Origin of the sequence: Pseudomonas sp. BIGb0176 (genome assembly GCF_024810175.1) — a bacterium.
In the GTDB taxonomy this organism is placed as follows: domain Bacteria; phylum Pseudomonadota; class Gammaproteobacteria; order Pseudomonadales; family Pseudomonadaceae; genus Aquipseudomonas; species Aquipseudomonas protegens.
The window spans coordinates 20,060-46,754 of sequence record NZ_JANUEC010000007.1; the positions used below are offsets into that span (position 1 = coordinate 20,060).

The window sequence follows — 26,695 nt, forward strand, 5'->3', positions numbered from 1 at the left end:
TCGCCGGCCAGCCGGCTCCTACACGAACCTGTAGGAGCCGGCTGGCCGGCGAACAGGTCCCCCCCGTCTCTATCAGCTCCCCGCCTCGCTCAACTCCTCCAGGGTCTTGCCCCGGGTTTCCATCCCGAACAGCCAGACCACCCCCGCGGCAATCACGAAGCACGCCGCCCCCAGGGCGAATACGCCGCCCTGCCCGGTCAACGGAAACACCAGCCCGGTCACCAGCGGCCCCAACAGCGAACCGATGCGCCCCACCGCCGAAGCGAACCCCGAGCCCGTAGCCCGGGCCGACGTCGGGTACAACTCAGGGGTATAGGTGTAGAGCACCGCCCACATGCCGAACAGGAAAAACTGCATCAGCAGCCCGGTGCCGATCAGCAGGCTGACGTTGCCGCCAAAGACCGCACTCTGCCCGTAGAAGAAGGCCATGACCCCGCCGCCGAGCAAGGTCACGATGCACACCGGCTTGCGCCCCCAGCGCTCCACCAGCCAGGCCGCCATGAGGAACCCGGGAATCCCGCCCAGGGAAATCAGCACCGTGTAGTACACCGACTGGGTCACCGCAAAACCGGACTGCTGGAGCAAGGCGCTGAGCCAGGACGTCAGGCCGTAGAAGCCCAGCAGGGCGAAGAACCACAGGCTCCAGATCATCATCGTGCGCTGGCGATAGAGCGGCGACCAGATCTGCTTCAGTGCCGAGAAAAAGTGCCCCGGCGCACTGTCGATACGCGGCAGGTGCAGCGGCTCCGGCAATTGCGCCGTGCCCAGGGAAGCGCGCACCTTGTCTTCGATGCCACACAGCACCCGATCCGCATCGGCGTGGCGCCCGGCCTGTTCCAGCCAGCGCGGTGACTCGGGAATGAAGAAGCGGATCACCAGCACGAACACCGCCGGTACTGCCAGCACCAGGAAGATGTCACGCCAGCCGATCAGCGGCAGGAGGAAATACGAGAGCACCCCGGCGGCGACGAAACCCAGGGGCCAGAAGCCATCCATCAGGGCGATGTAGCGCCCGCGACGCTGGGCCGGAATCATCTCCGAGAGCATCGACTGGGCGATGGGAAACTCCATGCCCATGCCGATCCCCAACAACACCCGGAACAGGGTCAGGCTGTCCACGCTCTGGGCGGTGGAACACAGGTAACTGGCCACGCCCCAGAGCACGATGCTCCACTGGAACACCGGCTTGCGCCCATAGCGGTCGGCAAGCATGCCCGACAGCGAGGCGCCCAGCACCATGCCGAAGAAACTGGAGCTGGCCAGCAGGCCGGCCTGGGCCGAACTCAGGCCAAACTCGGTTTTGATCGAGCCGAGGAGGAAAGTCATCATCGCCAGGTCCATGGAGTCGAAGAAAAACGCCAGGGCGATGATGATGAAGATCACCCGGTGATAGCCGCTGATGGGTAGCCGTTCCAGGCGCTCTGCGGCGCTGTATTCCTGTATGCCCATGCCCGTTCCCCCGGTTGAATGCTTGACCGCCCGAGTGTGCGGGATCGAGGCCGGGGCTGATTGCCGAGGGCGACCTGTTCGCGTCCACCAGCGACGCCGAGGGCACGGTGCCCAGGCTCGCCGGCAAGCCGGCTCCTATCGCGGGCGTTGCGCGCTGATCTGCGCGCAACGCTCCTGGAGCAGGTCACGCAGTAGTTTCACCGGTTTGCTCAGGTGCGCCCGGTGGGTGCACAGCAGGTTCAGCGACGCGCCTTCGCAGCGCAGTTCCGGCAGCAGTATCTGCAGGCGGCCGGCCAGCACATCGGCGGCCACATCCAGCCAGGACTTGTAGGCAATCCCCTCACCGGCCACGGCCCAGCGCCGCACCACATCGGCGTCGTCGCTCAGGCGGTCACCACTGACGGTGAGGCTCACCTCGCGCTTGCCGTCATGAAAGCTCCAGAGGTCATGAGCCCGGCTGTCGAGCATGTACAACAGGCAGTTGTGCTGGGCCAGTTGCTCCAGCTGGCGCGGCTCGCCGTAGCGGGCCAGATAACTGGGGGCGGCGCACAGCACCCGGCGGTTGTCCGGAGCCACTGGCAGCGCCACCAGGCTGGAGTCCTCCGGTTCGCCGTAACGCAGGGCAATGTCCACCGGCTGGCGGAACAGGTCGGCAATCCGGTCCCCCAGCAGCAAGCGCACGCTGAGCTTGGGATGTTCACGCTGGAACTCGTCGAGCCAGGGCAACAGCAGATTGCGGCCAAAATCCGAAGGGGCAGAAAGCTGCAACACGCCACTGACCTGATCCTGACCGCTGGCCAGCAGGCGCCGGCCTTCATCCAGGTTGCTCAAGGCCGCCCGGGCGTATTCGAGAAAGCCCTCGCCCTCCGCGGTGAGCCGCAGGCTGCGGGTGGAACGGGCCAGCAGCCGTGCGCCCAGGTGTTCCTCGATGCGCTTGAGGGCAGCACTGGCCACCGCAGGCGAAAGGTCCATGACCCGGGCCGCCGCCGACAGGCTGCCCAGGTCTGCGGCACGCACGAACAACTGCAGGTCATCGAATCGCAGCATGAGGCTTTCCTGGATTATCAAAAAAATATTGAAAGAGCCTGCTCTTTTAGCCGGTTTTATCCTCGGGAGAAATAGCCAATCATCCCTCCCATCGCCTAGCACCTGAGGAAGCCCACATGTCCCAAGCCTTCACCGCGATTGCCACCCTGATCGCCAAGCCCCAGCAGCAAGACGTTCTCAAGCGCGAGCTCAGCGCCCTGGTCTCGCCCAGCCGTGAGGAAAGCGGTTGCCAGTACTACGAGCTGCACCAGGATGCCGAGCAACCGGGCACCTTCTACGTGCTGGAGCGCTGGGACGATGAAGCAGCCCTTGAGTTTCACAACAACACCGCGCACTTCCGGCATTTCCTCCATCAGACCCGCGAGGCGATCGAGCACTTCGAGCTCAAGCGCCTGCAGTTGATTGTCTGAGCCTTTTTTCCCTACTCATCATCAGGAACTCAACATGAAAGCCATCGCCTATTACGCTTCCCTGCCCATCGACGATCCCAAGTCCCTGCAAGACATCGAGCTGCCCGAGCCCGTGGCCGGCCCTCGCGATCTGCTGGTGGAAGTCAGGGCCATCTCGGTCAACCCGGTGGACACCAAGGTGCGCCAGAACGTCCAGCCCGAAGGTGGCGCGGCCAAGGTGCTGGGCTGGGACGTGGCCGGGGTGGTCAAGGCCGTGGGCAGCGACGTCAGCCTGTTCAAGGTCGGTGACCGGGTGTTCTACGCCGGCTCCATCGCCCGGGCCGGCGGTAACAGTGAGCTGCACACTGTGGATGAACGGATCGTCGGCCACATGCCCAAGAGCCTGGACTTCGCCGCGGCCGCCGCCCTGCCGCTGACCGCGATCACCGCCTGGGAGCTGCTGTTCGAACGCCTGCAGATCAGCCAGGAGCCGGCTGACAAAGGCCAGAGCCTGCTGATCGTCGGCGCTGCCGGCGGGGTCGGTTCGATCCTCACCCAACTGGCCCGTCAGCTCACCGGCCTCAAGGTGATCGGCAGTGCCTCCCGTGAACAGACCCAGGCCTGGGTCCGCGAGCTGGGCGCCCATGCGGTGGTGGACCACAGCCAGCCACTGAGCGCCGAACTCCAGCGCATTGGCGCAGGCCAGGTGACCCACGTCGCCAGCCTGACCCAGACCGATGCCCACCTCGACCAACTGGTGGAAGCCCTGGCACCCCAGGGCAAGCTGGCGCTGATCGACGATCCGAAAAGCCTCGACGTGACCAAGCTCAAGCGCAAGAGCCTGTCGTTGCACTGGGAGTTCATGTACACCCGCTCGCTGTTCGAAACCGCCGACATGCAAGAGCAGCACGTGCTGCTCAACCGGGTCGCCGAACTGATTGACGCCGGCACCTTGAAGACCACGGTGGGTGAGCACTTCGGCCAGATCAACGCAGCCAACCTGCGCCGCGCCCACGCCCTGCTGGAGAGCGGCAAGGCTCGCGGCAAGATCGTCCTCGAAGGTTTCTGAGGCGTTAACGAACGGCAGCCGGCACCGGTAAAAGGTGCTGGCTGCCGTCAGTCCGAGAGTTGATTCCGGTCATATTTGTGACCGTATTCGGGTCTACACTGGGGGCCCTTGCAGCGCAGTCTTTTACCGTTAGGAGGTCAGCAATGAAGATCCTGATAAAAGAATTGGCACACCCCCAGGGCTCTCAATGGCAGGTGCGGCTCGACCAGCATGTGGTGACGTTCCGCAGCGAGGCCGAAGCCCGGGCCTTCACCCAGACCCTGCAAAGCCGCCTGCAAGCCCCCCACCCGATTCCCCAGAGCCAGCGCGCCACCGGCTGACTCAGAGCTCGGCAGCCTTCAGCGCCCGGGCATTCTGCAAGCGCCGGGTCATGACCGCCATGCTCACCGCCAGCACACCGCACAGGCTGATGACCATGGCCATCGGCATGGCGCTGCCGTCATGCAGCACACCCACCAGGTACGCCGCCCCTGCAGCCACGCTGAATTGCAGGCAACCGAGCATCGCCGAGGCGCTGCCGGCCCGTGCGCCCTGACCATTCATGGCGCAGGCTGCGGCATTGGGAATGATGCAGCCCAGGCTGGCGATACACACGAACAGCGGCAGCAGCAGCGGCCAGAGCGCACTGGTGTGCAAGGCACTGACGCCGAGCAGGGTCAGGCCCGCTGCCAGGTAGATCCACACGGTGCGCGCCAGCAGGAACGCCGGGCCACGCTTGGCCAGCAGGCGCGCATTGATCTGCGCCACCAGGATGAAGCCCCCGGCATTGATCCCGAAGAACCAGCCGAAGTGCTCCGCTGGCACGCCATAGAGCTTGATGAAGACAAAGGGCGAACCGGCAATATAGGAAAACATCCCGGCAATGGCGATCCCGCCGGTCAAGGCATGGCCGAGAAATACCCGGTCCGACAGCAGCAGGCCATATTGGCGCAGCGCCCCGGACAGAGGCAGGCGCGGGCGGGTGGCCGGCATGCTTTCCGGCAGGCCCAGGGCCACTGCCAGCCCGGACAGTGCACTGAACACCGTGAGCATGATGAAGATCGACTGCCAGCCGTAGAGGTTGACCAGCAGGCCGCCCAGCATTGGCGCCAGGATCGGGGCCAGGCCCATCACCAGCATCAGTTGGGAGAAGACCTTGGCCGAACCCACCGCATCGCACTTGTCGCTGACCACGGCCCGGGAAATCACCATCCCGGCGCATCCGCCCAGGGCCTGGACAAAGCGTGCGCCGATCAGCCATTCCAGGTTCGGCGCATAGGCGCAGGCCAGGGAGGCCAGCGTGAACAGGCCCACCCCCGCCAGCAGCGGCAGGCGCCGGCCAAAACGATCGGCCACCGGGCCATAGGCCAACTGGCCGATGGACAGGCCGAGGAAGTAGGCGGCCAGGGTCAGCTGAACGTGTTTTTCATCGGTGCCGAAAGCCAGGGCCATCGAGGGGAAGGCCGGCAAGTAGAAGTCGATGGCCAGCGGGCCGAAAGCGCTCAGAGCGCCGAGAATCAGGATTGTGCGGAGGTTCATGGCATCCAAACGAGCGTTGGTCAGCGGTCGCACAGTCTAGCCGCGCTTGGACGCCTTGAACATTCCGATAGGTCGCTAACTATATAAAAAGGCTCAGGCAACCTTGACCGCGTAGCCTTCCTCGCTGATCAGGCTGATCACCTCATCGCTGGACAGGCGGCTCTCGACTCCGACTTCCTTGGCCGCCAGATCCACCCGCACGGTGGCCGCCGGGTCCTTGCTTTGCAGCGCCTGGGTGATGGCACGCACACAGTGACCGCAGGACATGCCTTGAACGTTGAATACTTGCATTGCGCTTCTCCTGTATTGGGTTGGAGCAAGTCTTGTCCTTGCCACCGTGGCAAGGTCAAGTTCCGGATTGATCTGCCGGGCTGGAAATCGGCGGCGCGCTCGGCCAAGCTGCACGTCTTACGACACCACAGCGGGAGATTCAGCCATGCGCTGGTCAACTTTCAGCCTCGTCGGCCTCCTGGGCCTGTTCGCGGCAACCCCATCGGCGCTGGCCGCCGGAGAGGACTACGGCGTGCTGATCATTTCCAGGGAGCGGCTGGAAGTCGCCACGTCCTGCGAGATCGGCCTGTACATCCAGGACCAGCTCGCCGGTCGGCTGTTCCAGGAACAGAGCGCCTCGTTCAACCTGCCGCCGGGCAAGGTTTCCCTGCGCCTGAAACTGCTGCCAGGCCAGGCCCCGGGCTGCAACGCCGGGCTGCTTGCCCCGAGTTCCCAGGACATCAGCCTGCGGGCTGGCGATGTGCTGAAGTTCCGCATCGCCATGAACGCCTCGGGCATGTACCTCAAGCCCGCCGCCCTGGAATACTGACACCCCGCCCCCTGCCGAGCTCCCGGGGGCCTGCTGTTCGCGCACTGCGAGCAGCCCCTGGGACAAAATGAAGCACCCGTGCAATGCCCCCTTGACCTTGCCTGCGTGGCAAGGTTGATCCTGTAGGCAACATTCACAGGGAGCGTCGCCATGCCTGAATCAACCACTTTCGACCTGCCGATTGCCGGCATGACCTGCGCCAGTTGCGCCGGGCGCGTAGAGCGTGCCCTGGGCAAGGTCGCCGGCATTCGCACGGTCAGCGTCAACCTGGCCACGGAACAGGCTCGGGTCGAAGCACCGCAAGACAGCCTGCCGGCCCTGCTGGAAGCCGTGGAAAACGCCGGCTACAGCGTGCCGGTGCAAGCCGTCGAACTGAGCATCGGCGGCATGACCTGCGCCACCTGCGCCGGGCGAGTCGAACGCGCCTTGAACAAACTCCCCGGCGTCCGCAGCGCCAGCGTCAACCTGGCCACCGAGCGTGCCCATGTCGAACTGCTGGGCCAGGTCGACCCGACGCTGCTGATCAATGCCGTGACCCAGGCCGGCTACTCCGCCAGCCTGTGGCAGGCCGAGCAGAAACAGGGCGACGAGCAACAGCAGAACCTGCGACGCGAGCGCTGGAGCCTGGTGCTGGCCATCCTACTGGCCCTGCCCCTGGTGCTGCCGATGCTGGTGCAGCCGTTCGGCCTGCACTGGATGCTTCCGGCCTGGGCCCAGTTCGCCCTGGCCACCCCGGTGCAGTTCATCTTCGGTGCACGCTTTTATGTCGCGGCCTGGAAGGCCGTGCGCGCCGGCAGCGGCAACATGGACCTGCTGGTGGCCCTGGGCACCAGCGCCGGCTATGGCCTGAGCCTGTACGAATGGGCCACCGCCGCCGCGGGCAGCATGCCGCACCTGTACTTCGAGGCCTCGGCGGTGGTAATCGCCCTGGTGCTGCTGGGCAAATACCTGGAAAGCCGCGCCAAGCGCCAGACCGCCAGTGCCATCCGCGCCCTGGAGGCCCTGCGTCCGGAACGGGCGATCCAGGTCATCGACGGCCGCGAACAGGAAGTCGCGATCAGCGCCTTGCGCCTGGGTGACCTGGTGCTGGTCAAGCCCGGCGAGCGCTTTCCGGTGGACGGCGAAGTCATCGAAGGCCAGAGCCATGCCGATGAAGCGCTGATCAGCGGCGAGAGCCTGCCCGTGCCCAAGCAACCCGGCGACAAGGTCACCGGTGGCGCCATCAACGGCGAAGGCCGGCTGCTGGTGCGCACCCTGGCCCTGGGGGCGGAAACCGTGCTGGCGCGGATCATTCGCCTGGTGGAAGACGCCCAGGCCGGCAAGGCACCGATCCAGAAACTGGTGGATAAAGTCAGCCAGGTGTTCGTGCCCACTGTCCTGGTGCTGGCGCTGATCACGCTGGTGGGCTGGTGGCTGTACGGCGCACCGCTGGAAACCGCGGTGATCAACGCCGTGGCGGTGCTGGTGATCGCCTGCCCTTGCGCCCTGGGGCTGGCCACACCCACGGCGATCATGGCCGGCACCGGCGTGGCGGCCCGCCACGGCATCCTGATCAAGGATGCCGAAGCCCTGGAGCGGGCCCACGAAGTCAGTTCGGTGGTCTTCGACAAGACCGGCACCCTGACCTCCGGCACCCCGCGCATCGCCCATATGCAGGCGGTGGAAGGCGATGAAAACAGCGTGCTGCAACTGGCCGGTGCCCTGCAGCGCGGCAGTGAGCACCCTCTGGCCAAGGCCGTGCTGGACCTGTGCCAGGAACGCCAACTGCCGGTGGCTGACGTCAGCGCCAGCCAGTCCCTCACCGGGCGAGGCATCGCCGGCACCCTGGAGGGCCGCCAACTGGCCCTGGGCAACCGCCGCCTGCTGGAAGAAAGCGGCCTCAACCCCGGCGACCTGGCCCAGGCGGCCAGGGACTGGGAACACGAAGGCCGGACCCTGTCCTGGCTGATCGAGCAGAGCCCGCAATCCCGGGTGCTGGGACTGTTCGCCTTTGGCGACACCCTCAAGCCCGGCGCGTTGCAGGCGGTGCAGCAACTCAATGCACGGCATATCAGCAGCCATTTGCTGACCGGCGACAACCGCGGCAGCGCCAAGGTGGTGGCCGACGCCCTGGGCATCACCGACGTGCACGCCGAAGTGCTGCCGGCGGATAAGGCGGCCACGGTGGCCGAGCTGAAAAAGACCGGCGTGGTGGCCATGGTCGGGGATGGTATCAACGACGCCCCGGCCCTCGCGGCGGCGGACATCGGCATCGCCATGGGCGGCGGCACCGACGTGGCCATGCATGCGGCCGGCATCACCCTGATGCGCGGCGATCCACGGTTGATCCCGGCGGCCCTGGAAATCAGCCGCAAGACCTACGCGAAGATTCGCCAGAACCTGTTCTGGGCCTTCGTCTACAACCTGATCGGCATCCCGCTGGCGGCCTTCGGCCTGCTCAACCCGGTGCTCGCCGGGGCGGCCATGGCGCTGTCCAGCGTCAGCGTGGTCAGCAATGCGCTACTGTTGAAAACCTGGAAACCCAAAGACCTGGAGAACGCCGAATGAACATCGGCCAAGCAGCCCGAAAGAGCGGCCTGAGCGCCAAGATGATCCGTTACTACGAGTCCATCGGCCTGCTCAAGCCCGCCCATCGCAGTGACAGCGGCTATCGCCTGTATGGCGATGACGACCTGCACAGCCTGGCCTTCATCAAGCGCTCCCGGGACCTGGGGTTTTCCCTGGAAGAGGTGGGCAAGCTGCTGACCCTGTGGCAGGACCGGCAGCGGGCCAGCGCCGATGTGAAGGCCCTGGCCCGCCAGCATATCGACGAGTTGAACCAGAAGATCCGCGAGCTGGCAGGGCTACGCGACACCCTGCAGGACCTGGTGGAGCACTGCCAGGGCGACCACCGCCCGGACTGCCCGATCCTCAAGGAACTGGCCTCGGGCAGTTGCTGCGGATCCTGAGCCTGTGACCTGCCGGCCCATGTAGCCGCTGCCGAGCACTGGGCGAGGCTGCGAAAAGGCCCGCAGGACCTTGCTTGGCGATCTCCCGCCAGACCTCGGCGCCCTCAAGATCCCTGCGTCCCTTCGGGCCGTGCGCAGCCTTCGGCAGCGGCTACAAGATGCAAGGTGCAAGGGGCCAAGGGGCCAAGGGGCCGGGTAGTTTGCGGGAATGAAAAATCCGGCCAAGGCCGGATTTTTTTATGGCATCACTGCATCCAGGGCGGAGGCGGTGGTTCTTCGGATTTGCCCGGCGGCGCATCATCCGCCGCGCGTACTGCCTGGCGACGCTCCTCGTCCAGGCGCGCCGCTTCGATCTCGCGGATCACGCTGCCGACATCCGCCAGTTCTTCGGGGTCGTCGAACTCGCCGGTCAGCACGCTGCCCGGATGCAAGGTGCCAGCCTCGTACAGGGCCCACATTTCCTTGGCATACCGAGTGCCCTTGAGTTCCGGGGCAAAACGCCCGAAATAGGACGCCATGTTGCCGACGTCACGCTCCAGCATGCTGAAGGCATGGTTGTTGCCGGCAGCATCCACCGCCTGGGGCAGGTCGATGATCACCGGGCCATCCGGAGTCAGCAGCACGTTGAACTCGGAAAGGTCACCGTGCACCAGGCCGGTACACAACATCAGCACGATCTGGGAAATCAGGAAGGCGTGATATTCACGGGCCTGGTCCGGTTCCAGCACCACATCGTTGAGCCGCGGCGCCGCATCGCCGTACTCGTCGGCCACCAACTCCATCAACAGCACACCTTCGAGGAAGTCGAACGGCTTGGGCACCCGCACCCCGGCATTGGCCAGGCGGAACAACGCCGCCACTTCGGCGTTTTGCCAGGCGTCCTCGGTTTCCTTGCGCCCGAACTTCGAGCCCTTGGCCATGGCCCGCGCCTGACGGCTGTTACGAACCTTGCGCCCCTCCTGATACTCCGCCGCCTGACGGAAACTGCGTTTGTTCGCCTCCTTGTAGACCTTGGCGCAACGTAGCTCGTTGCCGCAGCGCACCACATACACAGCTGCCTCTTTACCACTCATGAGTGGGCGCAGCACCTCGTCTACCAGACCGTCTTCGATCAGCGGTTCAATGCGTTTTGGAGTCTTCATCAGCTTTTATTGTGGGTCCCTTGTTACCAAACACGCGAAAGTCACTCGTTATACGGCAATCCTCCCACGACGGGAAAGGGCTGCCGACCACCGAGCGACAGCAATGCACTCAATGTGCCAGATCAATCCATCGACGCCGTCAAGGATCATAGCCGAGACGGCGTCCGCAACCGTCCATCAGTGGCACTCAGGCCAGCCCCTTCGCGGGCCTGCCCGCGGAAGTTTTTTTCTGCCTGAGGCTCAATATTGCCCGGCGCCAGCCGAAGCCCTCAGAGAGACAGGGAGTTTGTCCGACAATCCAATAAAGACGTCAGCCACCGGCCAAGGTTCGATCGCCGCGGGCTCGACTTCACCCCAGGGATGCAATCAGCGTCATCTTTCAAGCTGCCGATAAATCCGCGAGTCGCCTGCACTTCGTGGTCTTACAAAAAACTGGAGCGCGGATGAACATCAAACAGAAATTGACCTGGGCCTTTGCCGTCATCGCCAGCCTGCCCGTGGTGCTGGTAGCCACGCTGGTGGTGATCAACCTGCGCAGCGAGGCCGAAAACACCTTCGTCGACGGCAGCGGCCGCGAGATCCGCCAAGTGGCCAACGCCATGCAGCTGTTCTTCGAAGGCATCAGCCAGAACATCGATTACCTGGCCGCTCAACCCTTGATCACCCAGGCCGGCGACAACCTCAAGACCTGGATGAGCGCCGATGCCGCGAAGGCCCCGGAAGGCGAGCAGGACAAACGAATCTTCGAGCTGTTCGCCGCCATGGCCGCCAGCCATCCTGCCTATTCCTATGTGTCCTATGGCGTGAGCAACGGCGGATACGTCTCCTGGCCCGCCGACCTGAAGCTGGCCAACTACGACCCCCGCGTACGCCCCTGGTACAAGACCGCCCAGGCCAACCCGGGCAAGACCCTGCGCACCGAGGCCTATTACTGGGCCAGCGACGATGCGGTGCTGGTCAGCACCGTGCGCTCGCTGGCCAACCAGTTGGGCCCCCAGGGCGGCGTGGTCGCAGTCGACGTGTCGCTCAAGCAGCTCACCGAGATCGTCAAACAGATCAAGCTGGGCGAATCGGGCTACCTGATGCTGATGGAAAACAACGGCACGGTGCTGGTGGACCCCAAGCAGCCGGAGCACAACTTCAAGGCCCTGGGCAGCCTCGGCGAGGGGTACGCGCAACTGGCCAAGGCCGGCAAAGGCCTGGTGCAGGTGGAACTGGGCGGCGAGCACTACATGGCCAACGTCTGGCCTTCGGAGCAACTGGGCTGGACCTTCATCGGCCTGATCAAGCAGAACGAAGTCATGGGCGCGGCCACCCAGCTGACCTGGATCATTGCCGGTATTGCCGCGATCCTGGCGGTGCTGTTCGCAGTGCTCGGGGCGAGTTTCGCCAGCCTCATCGTGCGGCCGATCCGCGGCGTGGCCAGTGGCCTGGAAGGCATTGCCCAAGGCGAAGGCGATCTGACCCGCAGTCTGAATATCCGTGGCAGCGACGAAACCGCGCAGTTAGCCAACTGGTTCAACCAGTTCCTGGCGGCAATCCGCAACCTGATCCAGAGCATCGGCCAGGCCGCGCAGAAGATCCTCGCCACTTCCCACAGTTCGACCCAGGTCTCCAGCGACATGGCCGAAGCCGCCGGGCGCCAGCGCGAAGCGGTGGACATGGTGTCCACCGCCTTCCACGAAATGGTCGCCACCGCCAACGAAGTGGCCCGCTCCTGCAGCCAGGCCGCCGAGTCGGCAGACAGTGGCCAGCGCCAGGCCCGGGAAGGCCAGCAGCAGATCGATGACGCGGTGCACAGCGTCGATCGCCTGAGCCAGGAGATCGAACAGTCGGCGCAGTCGATGCAGCAACTGGAACGCGACAGCACCGACATCCAGTCGATCCTCGGCACCATCCGCTCGATCGCCGAACAGACCAACCTGCTGGCGCTGAACGCGGCCATCGAGGCCGCCCGGGCCGGGGAGCAGGGTCGCGGTTTTGCCGTGGTGGCCGACGAGGTGCGGGCCCTGGCCAAGCGTACCGCCGACTCCACTGCCGAGATCGACGGGCTGCTGGGCAACCTGGCCAAACGCACCAGCGCCGTGACCCAGCAGATGCACGCCAGCCTGGAAGTGTCCCAGCAGTCGGTGAACCGCATCGGCCTGGCGCGCAACAGCTTCGGGCAGATCCGCGAATCGGTGGACGTGATCCGCGACATGAACACCCAGATCGCCACCGCCGCCGAAGAGCAGCATCAGGTGGCGGAAGACATCAACCGGCACATCAGCCAGATCCATGGCGATGCGCAACTGGTGGCGGAACTGGCGAACTCGGCGCGCCTGGACTCCCAGAGCCTGGCGGGGCTGTCCAATGAGCTGGACGCCCTGGTACGGCGCTTCAAGACCTGAAGACGCTTTCGCCGGCAAGCCGGCTCCTACGAATGGGCGGCATTTCTGTGTAGGAGCCTGCGTGCCGGGGAAGGCCACGAACCTCAGCGCTCGATGATCGCCGTCACACCCTGGCCGCCCGCGGCACAGATGGAAATCAGCCCGCGCCCCTGCCCCGCCACACTCAGCAGCTTCGCCAGGTTGGCGACGATGCGCCCGCCGGTGGCGGCAAACGGGTGCCCTGCCGCCAGGGAACTGCCTTTGACGTTGAGCCGGGCGCGATCGATGCTGCCCAGAGGTGCCTCCAGGCCCAGCCTGGCCTTGCAGTATTCGGGGTCTTCCCAGGCCTTGAGAGTGCACAGCACCTGGGCGGCGAAGGCTTCGTGGATCTCGTAGTAGTCGAAGTCCTGCAGGCTCAGGCCATTGCGCGCCAGCAAGCGCGGCACGGCGTATACCGGGGCCATCAGCAGCCCCTCGGCGCCGTTGACGAAGTCCACCGCCGCGGCCTCGCCGTCGCGCAGGTAGGCAAGAACCGGCAGGCCCTGCTCCCTGGCCCACGCTTCACTGCCCAACAGCACCAGCGAGGCGCCATCGGTCAGGGGCGTGGAGTTGCCCGCCGTCAGCGTGCCGCTGGCGCTACGGTCGAAGGCCGGCTTGAGGCTGGCGAGCTTTTCCAGGGTCAGGTCCGGGCGCAGGTTGTTGTCCCGGGTCAGGCCGAGGAAGGGAGTGATCAGGTCGTCCTGCCAGCCTTCGGCGTAGGCGGCGGCCATTTTCTGATGGCTTTCCAGGGCCAGTTGATCCTGATCGGCGCGGGCAATGTTCCAGGTCTTGGCCATCTGCTCGCAGTGCTCGCCCATGGACAAGCCGGTGCGCGGCTCGCCATTGCGCGGCAGTTCCGGCTTGAGGTGATGGGGCCGCAGTTGCAGCAGGGTCTTGAGCTTGTCGCCGGTGCTCTTGGCGCGGTTGGCCTGCAACAGGATCTTGCGCAGGCCTTCGTTGACCCCGATCGGCGCATCCGAAGTGGTATCCACCCCGCCGGCGATGCCGCAGTCGATCTGCCCCAGGGCGATCTTGTTGGCCACCAGCAGCGCCGCTTCCAGGCCCGTGCCGCAGGCCTGCTGGATATCGTAGGCCGGGGTGGTGGGCGAAAGCCGCGAGCCGAGGACGCATTCGCGGGTCAGGTTGAAGTCCCGGGAATGCTTGAGCACGGCACCGGCGGCCACCTCGCCAAGGCGCAGGCCGTGCAGGTTGTAGCGCTCGATCAGGCCCTCCAGGGCGGCGGTGAGCATCGCCTGGTTGCTGGCGGTGGCATAGGGGCCGTTGGAACGGGCGAAGGGGATGCGGTTGCCGCCGATAATCGCGACGCGACGCAGCTGTGTCATGGAAAGCTCCCTATTCTGTGAGTGCGACTGCGGTGGGTACCTCCTCCAGCGTAGGAGGGATCTGGCCGATCGAACGACCCAGGGCCATTCATGGTCCACACTTTGAACCCCAACCTTCGGAGTGCGTTCCATGTCTGACCGTTATATCGACTTCGCCAACTCGTCCATCGGCCAGCGCCTGGTCGGGGCTCTTGGCTTGCCGTCGCCGGTACGCCTGGAGCGCTGGCAAGCCGGTCGCCTGCGGCCTATCGAAGGTGCGCTGTTGCTCGGCGGCGGCGCGCTGGCACAGCAGGTGGCCGCCCTGGCGCCGCGCCTGACCGATGGCATCTACAGCTATGGCGCCGACCCGTCCCTGGCCACCCCCTGGATTCCCGGCCACGGGCCCCGGCTCAAGGCCGTGGTGTTCGACGCCAGCGAGCTGCTGCACACAGACCAGCTCAAGCAATTGCGGGAATTCTTCCAGCCACTGCTGAGAAACCTCGAGCCCAGCGCCCACCTGGTCATCCTCGGGCGCGCCCCGGAAACCCTTGACGAGCCCTTCGCCGCCAGCGCCCAGCGCGCCCTGGAAGGCTTCAGCCGCTCCCTGGCCAAGGAACTGCGCAACGGCGCCACCCTGCAATTGCTGTATGTGGCAGCCGGAGCGGAAGAACAGCTGGAAGGCGCCTTGCGCTTCTTTCTCTCGCCCAAGAGCGCCTACGTTTCCGGGCAGGTGATCCGCTTGCAGCCCTGCGCGACCCAGGTCCAGGACTGGAGCCGCCCGCTGGCCGGGCGCAAGGCCCTGGTCACCGGCGCCGCCCGCGGCATTGGTGCGGCCATCGCCGAAACCCTGGCCCGGGACGGTGCCCAGGTCCTGCTGCTGGACGTGCCCCAGGCCAAGGCCGATCTGGAAGCCCTGGCGGCCCGTCTCGGCGGCCGCGCCATCTGCCTGGACATCTGCGCCGAAGACGCTCCGGCACAGTTGATCGAGCAACTGCCGGAGGGCATCGACATCCTGGTGCACAACGCCGGCATCACCCGGGACAAGACCCTGGCCAACATGACCCCGGAATACTGGGACGCGGTGCTGGCGGTGAACCTCAATGCGCCCCAGGTGCTGACCCAGGCCCTGCTGGACAGCGCACGCCTGCACGACCATGGCCGGGTGATCCTGCTGGCCTCCATCAGCGGCATCGCCGGCAACCGCGGGCAAACCAACTACGCCGCCAGCAAGGCCGGGCTGATTGGTCTGGCCCAGGCCTGGGCGCCGCTGCTGCACGCCCGGGATATCAGCATCAATGCCGTGGCGCCGGGCTTCATCGAGACCCAGATGACCGCCAAGGTGCCCTTCGCCCTGCGCGAAGCTGGAAGGCGCATGAGTTCCCTGGGCCAGGGCGGCCTGCCCCAGGACGTTGCCGAAGCGGTGGCCTGGCTCGGCCAGCCGGGCAGCGGCGCCGTCAGCGGGCAGGCCCTGCGGGTCTGCGGACAAAGTCTATTGGGGGCCTGAAAATGACTGCACACTGGCACGAACTGAACCTGCCCGCGTCCCTGCCGCCGCTGTTTCTCAAAGCGGCAATGCGCCGACGGATCAACGGCACGCAGTTACCCGAATACGGCCTGCGCTGCTGGATCAGCCTGGCCCCCGGGCAACTGGCGGGCTACCGCAAGGTCTGCGGCTTTGCCGATAACGGCCTGCTGCCCGCGACCTACCCCCATGTACTGGCGTTTCCCTTGCAGATGCAGCTGCTCACTGCCCGGGACTTTCCATTTCCGCTACTGGGGCTGATTCACCTGGGCAACAGGATTCGTGTGTTGCGCCCCATGGGCAATGTCAGCAGCGTTCGAATCGGGGTCCAGGTGTGCAACCTGCAACCCCACGCCAAAGGCGCAACATTCGACCTGGTGACCACAGTGGACGATTTGCTGGGCCCCCTCTGGGAAGCGCAAAGCCGCATGCTCTGCCGTGGAGTCAAGTTGGCGGGAGAACCTTCCAGCCAACACTTGCCCAACGCCGACAACCTCGGCGAAGTCGCCTGCTGGCGCGCCGAGCGCGATATCGGCCGGCGCTACGCCAGGGTTTCCGGCGACTACAACCCGATCCACCTGAGCGCCTGGAGCGCCCGGCTGTTCGGCTTTCCCCAGGCCATCGCCCATGGCCTGTGGAACAAGGCGCGCACCCTGGCAGCCCTGAGCGAGCATCTGCCAGCAGCGAACATCGAAGTGACGGTGCAGTTCATGAAGCCCGTGCTGCTGCCCAGCGAAGTGCGCCTGCTGGCCAGTGCCGGGGGTTCAAGCGGAGAACTGCAGTTGCTGGGCAGCGGCGAGTTGCAGCATATGCTGGGCAACTGGCAGCCCATCGCCTGAGTGGCCTCAGCCCCGGCGGATCAGCACCACCCCGACGACGATCAGCAGCAATCCGGCAATCTTGCCGAGGCTGACCGGCGCTTCCCGAAACCCCACCCAGCCAAAGTGGTCCAGCGCCAGAGCCATGCTCAACTGGCCGGCCAGCACCAGCGACATGAACAGCAGGGCGCCGACCCGCGGCCCGGCAAAGGCGGCCGTGGTAATGAAGAACGCCCCCAGCAGGCCGCCGCACCAATGCCACCAGGTCAGGCCCTTGAGGGCACCCAGGGTCGGCATTTCGCGCTGCAGCACCACCAGCACCAGCAGCGCCGCGGTGCCGACAAAAAAAGAGATCAGGGCCGCAGCCAGCACCCCGCCGACCTGCTTGGCCAGTTGACCGTTGATTCCGGCTTGCAGGGCGAGAAAGGCCCCGGCAACAAACGGCAGGCACAGCAGCCACCAGACCGGCATCTGCATATTGAGCTCCAGAGAGTTTTGGGCGGCGCAGTATAAACCAGGCCCCCCATCCCCCTGCCAGCCACTAAACCCCAACGGGAAAGTGCAAGTACCGCGAACTCTGCACAAAAACAGCCTATTAATTGTATATATATAACTTTAGTTTAACGAGCACTTCCCAAGGACACTAAAAAACACCAAATCATTGTTTTAAAACAATTCATCACACACTAGGAGCGCCAACCAATACTTTGAGACTAGCTACTTGTAAATCAATAAACCGAGCAAAAATAAGTCATTAATACCAAGTTCATAATTGTTCAATTTATTCCCTGCGCCTTTTATGTAGACAACGGACGAAGGTATCTCCAGCGCAAGAACTGGAGAGCTATCGAAAACAACGAACGTTGTAACAGGTGCAAGGAATACCAGACATGAAAACTCAATTCGGATGGAAAGCGTTAACGGCAATAACCATGATCCTGACCCTCAGCCTGGCAGGCTGCAGCGGCGGTGGTGGCGGTCATAAAAGTGGTGGCAGCAGCTCGCCAGCCAGTGCCAGCGGCGGTACTGACGGCACCGGTGGCACTGGTGGCGGCACAGGCGGAACAGGAGGCACTGGAGGTGGCACTGGTGGTACCGGTGGAGGCACAGGTGGTACCGGCGGCACTGGCGGAGGCACAGGTGGCACTGGCGGAACCGGAGGAACTGGCGGTACCACCACTCCCCTGACGACCAGCAGCCTGGTCTCGGATCTGGGTACCACCCTCAGCGGCGTCGGTACCGGTGTCAGCGGCCTGGGCACTTCCCTGGCCACCGTACCTGTGGTTGGAGGCGTGGTACAAAGCGCCGTCAACACCACCGGCAACGTGGTGGACACCGTCGGTGACGGCCTGACCAACGGCCTGGGCAAACTGGGCACCGATCCCAAGGCCCTGAGCAAGACCACCGCCACCGTCGGCAATGTGGTCGGCGATGTGGGCACCGGGGTCACCGACCTCAGCGGCAAATTGGCCACCACCACCCAGAGCGTTCCGGTGGTGGGTGGCCTGGTGACCAGGGTGGCTCCGGTAGTCGGCGGCGTAGGCACCCGGGTGACCATGCTCGGTAATACCCTGAGCACCGTCACCAGCAGCGGACCTCTGGGAACACTGACCGACAATGTCGGCGATAAGGTACTGGTTCCAGTGGTCAGCCTGGCGGAAGACGTGACCGGCAATATCGGCGGCGCCACCGGTCTTGGCTCCCCTGTAAAAGGTCTGCTCAATGGCGTAGCTCAGGCCGTGGACAGCACCGGTAACAAGATCACTGACGCTGGCAACGGCAACCCTGTAACAAATCTGTTGGGCAACACCCTGAGCAACGCAAGTACGGCCGTGGGCACTGCCGGCGGTTATGTGAGCAACTCGGGTAGCGGAACCGGGAATGGCAGTGGCCTCGGCGGCAACAACGGCCTGCTGGAAACTGTCGGCGGTGCAGTGGCCAACTTGAGCAACGGCCTGAATGCCGGCAATACCAACGGTACCGTTAGCGCAGGCGGGGTCACCGGAGCGGCAGCCGGCAACCTGATCGCCTCGGTAGGCGGCGCTCTGGGCGGCAGCGGTACCCCTAACCTGGTAGTCACTGCACCATTGGCCAGCGTCGGAGTGAGCCTGGGTTCGGCATTGAACCCCGTCACCAGTTCGGTTGCCGGCCTGACTCAGCAAGTAGGTGCAGCTACCGGCCTGGGTAGCCCGACCAGCAGTCTTCTGGGCCAGGTGGGCGGCGCAGTCAGCAACGTAGGCGCGGGCGTGGCCAGCAATAGTGGCGCCAATCCGATAGGTACCGCCTTGGGCAGCACCCTTGGAGCCGTGGGCAACACCGTGGCTTCGGTTGGCGGCCTGGTCAACGGCAGCACAGCGCCCAGTGGCGGCTTGCTCGGTGGCCTTGGCGCCAACGCCAGCGCCAGTGGCAGTGCCTCTGCCGGTGCGGGCCTCAATGGCGGCCTGGGTGGCGTGCTCGGCGGCCTGACCGGCGCCCTGGGCGGCAACAAGAAATAATTTGCACCTGGCCGATTCGACGGCCTCACCTGCAGCGCCTACGCTTGGTTGAGGGCGAGAGATTCCCATGAGTCTCTCGCCTTTTTGTTTATCCAGAGACAAGCATCCAGAGCCAGATCGTGGCCAAGACCCGAGCGGCAACTGGAGCCAGGAACTTTCTACACCGCTGCGGCTCGACCATGGAGTGTCCTATGCGCACGTTGGCCAGTTTGTTGTTAGTTGGATGCTGTACCTCCGTTTACGCCGACTCCCTTCCGCGCTTTCTCAACAGCAATGACAGCATCAACAACCTGCCCCAACCCAACCTGCCGGTGGATGCCTACCGCCCGGCAACTCCGCAACCGCAACTACCCGAGCAACCCACTGCGCCGCAAGGCCAGCAGCCGCTGATGATGGGCACCAAGGTCACGGTGCGCCAGGTGCAGATCGAGGGCGGCACGGTCTACCCCCTGGAAGAACTGGCAGCGATCTACCAGCCACTGATCGGCCACGAGGCCAGCTTCGGCCAGTTGATCGAAGCCACGCGCAGCATTACCCGGCGCTATCAGAAGGACGGCTACCTGCTGTCCTACGCCTTCATGCCACAGCAGAACTTCGACCAGGGCGTGCTGCGGGTAGTGCTGGTGGAAGGCTACATCCGGGACTACCAGCTGCAGGGCGACATCGGCCCGGTATCCGCCTACCTGGACAAACTGGTGAGCAAACTCAAGGCCGAGCGCCCGCTGACCCGCAAGACCTTCGAACGCTACACCACACTGATGAGCAAGGTTCCCGGGGTCACTCTGCAGGCGGTAGTGCCGCCACCGGGCACTACCGACGGCGCAACCCAACTGGTGGCCGTGGCCAGCCGCAAGGCCATCGCCACCACCCTCAACAGCACCGACGACAACCGCAACGGCCTGCAGGCCCTGGTGGGCATCACCAGCAACTCGCAGACCGCCTGGGGCGAACAGCTCAGCCTCAGCGGGCTGTTCCCGCCGGGCCACGACAAGGAACACTACTACCGCCTGGACTACAGCCAGTTGCTGGGTTCGGAAGGCACGCAACTGAGCCTCTACGGCGCCCGCTACCGCGCCGACCCACGGAGCAACGTGCAGCTGGACAACGGGATCGAGCTGGAGCCCCATCGGGAGAACGACCGCTTTTCCATCGGCGTCAGCCACCCTTTCATCGCCTCGCCCAATGAAATGCTCACCGCCGGCACACGCCTGTATGCGGTAAATGACAAGACCCGTTACCGGGTCAGCAACAGCCCGCTGACCCTGGAAGAAAAAACCGACATCCGCGCCCTGGCGCTTGAGGCGGACTGGAGCAAGTCCGATCCGCGCCAACTGCGGATTCTCAGCGCCGGCCTGTATCGGGGCCTGGACAGCATGGGCGCCGAGACCAACAACAGCCTCTATGATCTGGATTTCTTCCGCCTGCGCCTGGCCGGGGTGCAGAGCGATCGTTTCCTGGACAATTGGCAAGGCGTGCTTTCCGCCGCCTGGTACTGGAGCAACGACAACCTGCCCGACAGCGAGCGGGCGTCCTTTGGCGGGCAGAACTTCGCTCGCGGCTATCCCGATGACCAGGCGACCGGGGACAAGGGCTGGGGCGTGGCCTACGAAGTGAACTACAGTTTCAACCGCGAGGGGCCCTGGGTGCGTGTGCTGCAGCCCTATGTGGTGCTGGACCGCTCCAAGACTTGGTTCAACCAGCTGCCGGTCAGGGGCAGCAGCCTGTCATCCGCCGCGGTCGGTTTGCGTTTCGGTGATGCCAAGCACTACAACATCGCCCTGGAAGCGGCCAAGCCAATGTCCGATGAAGCCCTCGACACCTACAACCGCAAGCCACGCTATACCTTGAGCTTCAGCTATCAACTTTGAGCATCCGGATGACTGAGACCCGCTTTCGAGCGGGTCTTTTTTTTGCCGCCAGGACAGCACCGGCCAACCCTGGGGTCAGGGGCCAACGATATGCAGCCGGGGTTCGGGAAACAGATTGTTGAGGGTTTCCAGCAGGCGCACGTGGTAGATCGGCTTGCGAAACAGGTCCAGGACCTGCAGCCGCAGCAGGTCGCTGACGTCATCCATGTCGGCATGCCCCGACATGACGATCACCGGCAGGTGCTGGCGCGCGGTGTGCTCGCGCAGGCGCTTGATCAGCGACAGGCCGCTTTCCTCGGGCATGCGCAGGTCAGTGATTACCAAGGCGATATCCGGATGCCGGGTGAGGTGGTCCAGGGCAAGTTTCACCGAGGTGGCAGTGAAGCAGCAAAAACCCTCGCCTTCGAGCAGTTCGGCCAGCTCCAGCAATGCATCCTCTTCGTCATCGACCAGAAGAAGTTGCTGACGTGAGGATGGGGAAGTCATGGACGGTACCCTGGTGTGAACTTCATGCAAATGGGTGAGCGCAGCCAATGCACAGCAGGCCGGGCGGAACCCAACCACCGGCAGGCCTTTGGTTAGGCAAACCGCAGGCCTGCACGAGACCCGGATGGCTGGAAGGTCGGGCGATCACAGCCCAGCGGCTGCTCAGCTGGGCCCCTCCATGCTCAAGGGGTAGGGCGGGTGACGGTGGCGCCTCCGAGGTTAGTCAGGATGTTGTTGAAAATGGCCAGAACACGATCACCCAGGGGGGTGACGAACGCCACGACCACAACGGCCACCATGGCCACGACAATGGCGTACTCGATGGCGGATGCGCCTTCGGTGCGGTCAAAAAACTGGCGCGCCCTGAGCAACAAGTATTGAAAAATCATCCTAGCTCTCCTTGCGCCGCAAGGCGCCGTTGGAACAGCACCGGGCAAATTCCCCGGTGCCACCTGAGCATTGTCAACAAAGACCGGCCCAGCAACTGTAAGAACTGATTAGTCAGTAAGTATTAATTGGAAGGTAGGCGCCAAAAAACCTGCCCATGTGGACAGACTCATCCCTTTGTTAGCTATTTTTGGGTGAGTTAATGGCATTTCGTCCTAGCTCTACTACCTTCACATAGCGAAATAGTTGCATGTTCATAGCTGCCTGATTGCGAAATTAACTCGTTTGGAATCACGGGCTGGTAGTGCAGCAGGAAAGGGAGAGCCTTCATGAACAGTCGCCTCACCATGGGTCTGGCCGGACTTCTTCTGGTAGGTGCGGTGTTTTTCGGTTACTGGGGCCTGGTACTCAGTCATAAACCCGAACCAGCACCACCGGTTCAACCCGCGGCGCCCAGTGTCGTCGAACCAGCCACCACCAGCGCAGAAGACCAGACCCGCCAACCGGTGGTCGTGCTGGTGCGCGATGTGCCGCCCTTCGTGCCCCTCGCCGCCGACGATCTGGCGCTGGAAAAACTGCGTACCGCGCCGGCCGGCAGCCTCAGCGCCATCAGCCAGGCGGTGGGCCGTACGCCCTGGCGGCAGTTGAACGCCGGCACCTGGCTCAATGAGCAAAGCTTCAGTACCGGCGGCGCACTGGCGCGGATGATTCACAGCGACGAACGAGCCCTGGCGGTCGCGGTCGACGAGGTGATTGGCGCCGCCGGGCAACTGAGCCCGGGGGACTATGTCGATGTCGTGCTGTTCCTGCGCCAGGACACCAGCAACCCGCAGCAGTCGGCACAGATCGCCGTGCCCGCCATGCGCGTGCTGGCTGTGGGCGAACAGCTGGGCCTGGCCAATGACGGGCAGCCCGCCTCCCCCGGGTTGAGCAACGAAGAAAAGCTCAAGCAGGACCAGCGCCGGCTGAATGCGCGCACGGTGGTCCTGGCCGTCCCCGAACAACTCTTGAGCCGGCTGATGCTCGCCACCCAGGTCGGTGTGCTGCGCCTGGCCGTGCGCAGCAGCGAGGAACAGCGCCTGGCCCATTACTGGGCCGGCAACGAAGAAGCCCGCGAGCACCTCGATGCCGCCAACAGCAACCTGTTCCAGTTCAACCAACTTGCCCTGGGCAGCGCCCCGCGCGCACCGGCCGCCCAAGGTGGCGCCGCACGGTCGGCGGTGGAAGTGATCCGGGGCAACCAAGTCACTCAACAAACTCCCTGATTGAGCAAGGATGCACTACATGCGCAGTCGTTCCATGCCACTGTTCTCCGCACTGCTGACCCTGAGCCTGGGCCCGCTGCTCTGCACCCAGGCCCTGGCTGCGGCGGTGGCAGGCTGTTCGAGCCTGGCACCGTTGCCCGCAGTGCTGGAGATCGGCGAAGGCTTGCAGCAGGAGCTGCAATCTGCGGTAGCCATCACCCGCCTGGCGGTGGGCGACCCCAAGATCGCGGACGTCCAGACCACCGGCAACAAAGCCTTCCTGCTCACCGGCATGGCGCCCGGCGCCACCAGCCTGATGGTCTGGACCGCCTGTGCCAGTACCCCACGCCAGAGCATGGTGTTTGTCCAGGGCCGGGCCACCGCCGACATGAGCACCGGCCGCCTGCCGGCCAGTGACGATCCACTGCTGCCCAGCCAGGTGCAGACCGACATCCGCTTTGTCGAAGTCAGCCGCACCAAGCTCAAGGAGGCCAGCGTTTCGATCTTCGGCCGCGGGCACAACTTCCTGTTCGGCGCGCCCGGCACCGCCCCCGTTACCAGTGGCACCTCCGGCAGCGTGACCCCCACCTTCGGCGGCCGCCGGACCAACATCCCGCTGGACAACGGCACCTTCAACATCGGCTTCGGCAACGGTCGGGTGCTGACCCTGATCAACGCCCTGGAAGGCAGCGGCTTCGCCTACACCCTCGCCCGCCCGTCCCTGGTGGCCCTCAGCGGCCAGAGCGCAAGCTTCCTGGCCGGGGGCGAAATCCCCATCCCGGTGCCCAGCACCGGCAGCAACAGCGTGACCATCGAATACAAGGAGTTCGGTATCCGCCTGACCCTCACGCCCACTATCGTCGACCGCGGGCGTATCTCCCTTAAGGTTGCCCCGGAGGTCAGCGAACTGGACTACAGCAACGCCGTGACCATTGCCGGGACCCAAGTCCCGGCGCTGACCATACGCCGCACCGATACCAGCATTTCCCTGGCCGACGGCGAAAGCTTCGTCATCAGCGGCCTGATCAGCACCAACAACAGCTCTCAAGTGAACAAGTTTCCAGGGCTGGGGGACATTCCGGTGCTCGGTGCCTTCTTTCGCGACACCACGATCAATCGCGAAGAGCGTGAACTGCTGATGGTAGTGACTCCGCACCTGGTCCAGCCCCTGGCCGCGGACGCCAAGCTGCCGGCCCTGCCCGGCGAACGGCTGCGCAACTACGACCCGAACTTCTACCGCATGTTCTTCCTCGAGAACGGCAACTTCGACAAGCGCAGCGGGTTGTCGCAATGAACCAGGACCTGAGCCAGACGTTTCTCGCCATCACCCGCAACAGCACCGACCTGGAGTGGCTGCAAGGCGCCCTGGCGCCCCTGGGCCAGGTCGTGGGTGCCGATGGCAGCCTCGACGAACTGCTGGCACTGGTGGATGTGACCTTCGCCAACCTGGTGTTCGTCGGCCTCGATCGCGAACACGTGGTGGCCCAGGCGGCCCTGATCGAAGGCGCCCTGGAAGCCAAGCCGATGCTGGCGATCGTCGCCCTCGGTGATGGCATGGACAACCAGTTGGTGCTCAATGCCATGCGCGCCGGCGCCCGCGACTTTGTCGCCTATGGCTCACGCTCCAGTGAAGTGGCCGGGCTGGTCCGCCGTCTGAGCAAACGCCTGCCGGCAGTGACACCCAACACGCAACTGGGCGGCCTGACCGTGCTCTATGGCGCCCAGGGCGATGGCGACGGCGCCCTCCTGGCCAGCCACCTGGCGCTGGTGGTGCAAAAGAGCGGCCAGCAGACCCTGCTGCTGGACCTGGGCCTGCCCCGGGGCGACAGCCTGGCGCTGCTGGGCCTGGAAAGCTCGTTCCACTTCGGCGACGCCCTGCGCCACCTGCGGCGCCTGGATGCCACGCTGATCGACAGCGCCTTCACCAGCGCCGAGGCGGGCCTGCGGATCCTCGCCTACGCCAGCCACGACGCGCCTCTGGAGCACACCAGCGCGGCGGAGCTGTACATGCTCCTCAGTGCCTTGCGCCAGCACTTCCAGCACATTGTGGTGAACCTTGTCGGCCAGCCGGACAGCGAGGCCCTGCGTACCTTCGTCAGCCATTGCGACAAGCTGCTGTGGTGCACCGACCAGAACGTGCTCGACTGTCGGCGCAACCTGGCCGTACTCAATCACTGGCGTGAAAAAGGCATGAAACTCGAACATGCGCGCTTGCTGGTCGACCGCTACCTGCGCACCGTGGCACCGGATTCCGAAACCCTGGGCAAGACCTTCGGCCTGGAGGTGATCGCGGTGCTGGCCTACAGCCCCGAGGTGCGCCTGAACGCCAAGAACCAGGGCGTTACCCTGTTCGAACTGGCCCCGCGCGAGGCCCTGACCCAAAGCCTGCGTACCCTGGGCGAGCGGCTGGCGAAACGCTCCCAGGGCCTGCCCAAGCCCAAGGCCGGCTGGCTCAATCGCATCATGGGGGGCAGATGAGCGGCGAAAAACTCTTTGGCGCCCCACCCCGCGCAGGCGCCGGCAACAGCGACCACGAAGGCCTGAAGCTGGTGCTGCATCGCTACATCATCGATGCCATCGAAGAGTCGGGGAAAAACCTGCTGGAAAGCTCACGGCAGAACCTCTCGCAATTCGTCACCGACAAGGTGGCGGAGTACATCGCGCGCATGCACCTGGCGATCTCGCGCTATGAAATGGAGCGGCTGGCCGAGGAGATCGTCGACGAGCTGACCGGCTTCGGCCCTCTGGAAGTGCTGTTGCGCGATCCGGCGGTGACCGAGATCCTGGTGAACGGGCCGCATCGGGTGTTCGTCGAACGTGAAGGCGTGCTGCACCAGAGCGACCTGCGCTTCATCGACGCCCACCATGTGGAGCGGGTGATGCAGCGGATTCTCGCGCCCCTGGGCCGACGCCTCGACGAGTCCTCGCCGATGGTCGATGCGCGCCTGCCGGACGGCAGCCGGGTCAACGCGATCATCCCGCCCATCGCCCTGGACGGGCCCTGCCTGTCGATTCGAAAGTTTCGCAAGGACATGCTCAAGAGCAGCGACCTGATTGCCATGCAGACCATCGACCTGGCGATCTTCGAATTCATCCAGGAAGCGGTGGGCAAGCGCTGCAACATCCTGATCAGCGGCGGCACCGGCACCGGCAAGACCACCCTGCTGAACATCCTCAGCCAGTTGATCAACCCCCATGAACGGCTGGTCACCATCGAGGACGTGGCCGAACTGCAGCTGGGCCACCCCCACGTGGTCCGCCTGGAAACCCGCCCGCCCAATGCCGAGGGGCACGGCGAGGTGAAGGCCAGCGACCTGATCCGCAACGCCCTGCGGATGCGTCCGGACCGGATCATCCTCGGCGAGATCCGTGGTGTGGAAGTACTGGACGTGCTGACCGCAATGAACACCGGCCACGACGGCTCCATGAGCACCGTGCACGCCAACAATGCCCAGGATGCCCTGCTGCGCCTGGAAACCCTGGTGGGCCTGACCGGCCGCCAGATCGCCGAGCGCACCCTGCGGCAGATGATCTGTGCCGCCCTGGATGTGGTGATCCAGTTGACCCGCATGCCCGATGGCCGGCGTTGCGTCAGCGAAGTCGTGGAAGTGGTGGGCATACGTGACGACATCTACGTCACCAACACCCTGTTTCGCCTGGATCGTCGTACCGGCTTCGGCTTCCTGCGCGAGGCGATGAACCCTGCGGGTGACAAACTGCGCCGCGAAAGCGGGCTGGGCGTCAATTGAACCGGCGAGGTGGC

The 26,695-nt window shown here is 64.7% G+C and carries 24 protein-coding genes and 1 pseudogene; 16 read left to right on the forward strand and 9 right to left on the reverse strand.

Annotated elements, in window-relative coordinates:
- Positions 1-72 precede the first annotated feature (72 nt).
- Both M2395_RS30260 and M2395_RS30265 read right to left on the reverse strand, forming a co-directional pair.
- Positions 73-1,449 (reverse strand): MFS transporter, encoded by a 1,377-nt coding sequence (locus M2395_RS30260; RefSeq protein WP_011059087.1) that lies wholly within the window; start codon positions 1,447-1,449, stop codon positions 73-75.
- 135 nt (positions 1,450-1,584) lie between these two features.
- A complete protein-coding gene (locus M2395_RS30265) occupies positions 1,585-2,496 on the reverse strand; it encodes a LysR family transcriptional regulator (protein WP_015634026.1) in 912 nt (303 codons plus the stop codon).
- Between the two features lie 116 nt (positions 2,497-2,612).
- On the opposite strand from M2395_RS30265, the gene M2395_RS30270 reads away from it, so the two are divergent.
- The 3 genes from M2395_RS30270 to M2395_RS30280 all read left to right on the forward strand — a co-directional run bounded on the left by M2395_RS30270 (position 2,613) and on the right by M2395_RS30280 (position 4,274).
- Complete coding sequence (locus tag M2395_RS30270; protein ID WP_015634025.1) at positions 2,613-2,906, forward strand: putative quinol monooxygenase; 294 nt, start codon at positions 2,613-2,615, stop codon at positions 2,904-2,906.
- Positions 2,907-2,940: 34 nt separating this feature from the next.
- Positions 2,941-3,954: a zinc-binding alcohol dehydrogenase family protein gene (locus M2395_RS30275; RefSeq protein ID WP_011059084.1), complete on the forward strand. Its 1,014-nt coding sequence runs from the start codon at positions 2,941-2,943 to the stop codon at positions 3,952-3,954.
- A gap of 143 nt (positions 3,955-4,097) precedes the next feature.
- Positions 4,098-4,274, forward strand: a complete 177-nt coding sequence (locus tag M2395_RS30280; protein WP_015634024.1) for a hypothetical protein — start codon at positions 4,098-4,100, stop codon at positions 4,272-4,274.
- A 1-nt stretch (position 4,275) separates the two neighbouring features.
- On the opposite strand, the gene M2395_RS30285 is transcribed toward M2395_RS30280, so the two are convergent.
- Together M2395_RS30285 and M2395_RS30290 are read right to left on the reverse strand one after the other, a co-directional pair.
- Complete coding sequence (locus M2395_RS30285) at positions 4,276-5,472, reverse strand: multidrug effflux MFS transporter (protein ID WP_011059082.1); 1,197 nt, start codon at positions 5,470-5,472, stop codon at positions 4,276-4,278.
- 93 nt (positions 5,473-5,565) lie between these two features.
- Positions 5,566-5,763: a heavy-metal-associated domain-containing protein gene (locus M2395_RS30290; RefSeq protein WP_011059081.1), complete on the reverse strand. Its 198-nt coding sequence runs from the start codon at positions 5,761-5,763 to the stop codon at positions 5,566-5,568.
- A 145-nt stretch (positions 5,764-5,908) separates the two neighbouring features.
- Here M2395_RS30290 and M2395_RS30295 point away from each other — a divergent pair, with 145 nt between their 5' ends.
- The 3 genes from M2395_RS30295 to cueR all read left to right on the forward strand — a co-directional run bounded on the left by M2395_RS30295 (position 5,909) and on the right by cueR (position 9,240).
- Complete coding sequence (locus M2395_RS30295; RefSeq protein ID WP_011059080.1) at positions 5,909-6,292, forward strand: hypothetical protein; 384 nt, start codon at positions 5,909-5,911, stop codon at positions 6,290-6,292.
- A 150-nt stretch (positions 6,293-6,442) separates the two neighbouring features.
- Positions 6,443-8,839: a heavy metal translocating P-type ATPase gene (locus tag M2395_RS30300; protein WP_072451977.1), complete on the forward strand. Its 2,397-nt coding sequence runs from the start codon at positions 6,443-6,445 to the stop codon at positions 8,837-8,839.
- The gene (gene cueR, locus M2395_RS30305; protein WP_011059078.1) at positions 8,836-9,240 is read left to right on the forward strand and encodes a Cu(I)-responsive transcriptional regulator; all 405 of its coding nucleotides are present in this window, start codon (positions 8,836-8,838) and stop codon (positions 9,238-9,240) included. Before M2395_RS30300 ends, cueR begins: the two co-directional genes overlap by 4 nt.
- Before the next feature lie 245 nt (positions 9,241-9,485).
- On the opposite strand, the gene M2395_RS30310 is transcribed toward cueR, so the two are convergent.
- Positions 9,486-10,382: a PA4780 family RIO1-like protein kinase gene (locus M2395_RS30310; RefSeq protein WP_011059077.1), complete on the reverse strand. Its 897-nt coding sequence runs from the start codon at positions 10,380-10,382 to the stop codon at positions 9,486-9,488.
- A 599-nt stretch (positions 10,383-10,981) separates the two neighbouring features.
- Here M2395_RS30310 and M2395_RS31995 point away from each other — a divergent pair.
- Together M2395_RS31995 and M2395_RS32000 are read left to right on the forward strand one after the other, a co-directional pair.
- Positions 10,982-11,914: pseudogene (locus M2395_RS31995) on the forward strand (cache domain-containing protein); the annotation flags it as partial.
- A 129-nt stretch (positions 11,915-12,043) separates the two neighbouring features.
- Positions 12,044-12,772 (forward strand): methyl-accepting chemotaxis protein, encoded by a 729-nt coding sequence (locus M2395_RS32000; protein WP_370511280.1) that lies wholly within the window; start codon positions 12,044-12,046, stop codon positions 12,770-12,772.
- An 83-nt stretch (positions 12,773-12,855) separates the two neighbouring features.
- Here the strand turns inward: M2395_RS32000 and M2395_RS30320 are convergent, their stop codons facing one another.
- On the reverse strand, positions 12,856-14,133 hold the full coding sequence (locus tag M2395_RS30320) for an acetyl-CoA C-acetyltransferase (protein ID WP_123431179.1): 1,278 nt from the start codon (positions 14,131-14,133) through the stop codon (positions 12,856-12,858).
- Between the two features lie 130 nt (positions 14,134-14,263).
- On the opposite strand from M2395_RS30320, the gene M2395_RS30325 reads away from it, so the two are divergent.
- A complete protein-coding gene (locus tag M2395_RS30325) occupies positions 14,264-15,616 on the forward strand; it encodes a 3-oxoacyl-ACP reductase (protein ID WP_011059074.1) in 1,353 nt (450 codons plus the stop codon).
- Between the two features lie 2 nt (positions 15,617-15,618).
- Entirely contained in the window at positions 15,619-16,473 is an 855-nt protein-coding gene (locus tag M2395_RS30330; protein ID WP_123431180.1) for a MaoC/PaaZ C-terminal domain-containing protein, read from the forward strand.
- A gap of 6 nt (positions 16,474-16,479) precedes the next feature.
- Here M2395_RS30330 and M2395_RS30335 read toward each other — a convergent pair whose 3' ends face one another.
- On the reverse strand, positions 16,480-16,929 hold the full coding sequence (locus M2395_RS30335; RefSeq protein WP_041115753.1) for a DMT family transporter: 450 nt from the start codon (positions 16,927-16,929) through the stop codon (positions 16,480-16,482).
- 413 nt (positions 16,930-17,342) lie between these two features.
- Here M2395_RS30335 and M2395_RS30340 point away from each other — a divergent pair, with 413 nt between their 5' ends.
- Together M2395_RS30340 and M2395_RS30345 are read left to right on the forward strand one after the other, a co-directional pair.
- On the forward strand, positions 17,343-18,947 hold the full coding sequence (locus M2395_RS30340; RefSeq protein ID WP_123431181.1) for a collagen-like triple helix repeat-containing protein: 1,605 nt from the start codon (positions 17,343-17,345) through the stop codon (positions 18,945-18,947).
- A gap of 191 nt (positions 18,948-19,138) precedes the next feature.
- Positions 19,139-20,815: a ShlB/FhaC/HecB family hemolysin secretion/activation protein gene (locus tag M2395_RS30345; RefSeq protein ID WP_011059070.1), complete on the forward strand. Its 1,677-nt coding sequence runs from the start codon at positions 19,139-19,141 to the stop codon at positions 20,813-20,815.
- A gap of 75 nt (positions 20,816-20,890) precedes the next feature.
- Here the strand turns inward: M2395_RS30345 and M2395_RS30350 are convergent, their stop codons facing one another.
- Both M2395_RS30350 and M2395_RS30355 read right to left on the reverse strand, forming a co-directional pair.
- Positions 20,891-21,301 carry a response regulator gene (locus tag M2395_RS30350; protein ID WP_011059069.1) on the reverse strand — a complete coding sequence of 137 codons (411 nt, stop codon included), beginning with the start codon at positions 21,299-21,301 and terminating at the stop codon, positions 20,891-20,893.
- A 182-nt stretch (positions 21,302-21,483) separates the two neighbouring features.
- Positions 21,484-21,690: a Flp family type IVb pilin gene (locus M2395_RS30355; protein WP_065364927.1), complete on the reverse strand. Its 207-nt coding sequence runs from the start codon at positions 21,688-21,690 to the stop codon at positions 21,484-21,486.
- A gap of 327 nt (positions 21,691-22,017) precedes the next feature.
- On the opposite strand from M2395_RS30355, the gene cpaB reads away from it, so the two are divergent.
- From cpaB to M2395_RS30375, 4 genes are read left to right on the forward strand one after another with little or no spacing between them, the layout of a single operon-like run.
- Positions 22,018-22,953: a Flp pilus assembly protein CpaB gene (gene cpaB / locus M2395_RS30360; RefSeq protein ID WP_053148886.1), complete on the forward strand. Its 936-nt coding sequence runs from the start codon at positions 22,018-22,020 to the stop codon at positions 22,951-22,953.
- A gap of 19 nt (positions 22,954-22,972) precedes the next feature.
- Positions 22,973-24,226, forward strand: coding sequence for a type II and III secretion system protein family protein (locus tag M2395_RS30365; RefSeq protein ID WP_053148923.1), 1,254 nt, complete (start codon positions 22,973-22,975; stop codon positions 24,224-24,226).
- Complete coding sequence (locus M2395_RS30370) at positions 24,223-25,410, forward strand: hypothetical protein (protein ID WP_011059065.1); 1,188 nt, start codon at positions 24,223-24,225, stop codon at positions 25,408-25,410. Before M2395_RS30365 ends, M2395_RS30370 begins: the two co-directional genes overlap by 4 nt.
- Positions 25,407-26,681 (forward strand): CpaF family protein, encoded by a 1,275-nt coding sequence (locus M2395_RS30375; protein WP_011059064.1) that lies wholly within the window; start codon positions 25,407-25,409, stop codon positions 26,679-26,681. The genes M2395_RS30370 and M2395_RS30375 overlap by 4 nt, the downstream gene beginning before the upstream one ends.
- Positions 26,682-26,695: the final 14 nt, after the last annotated feature.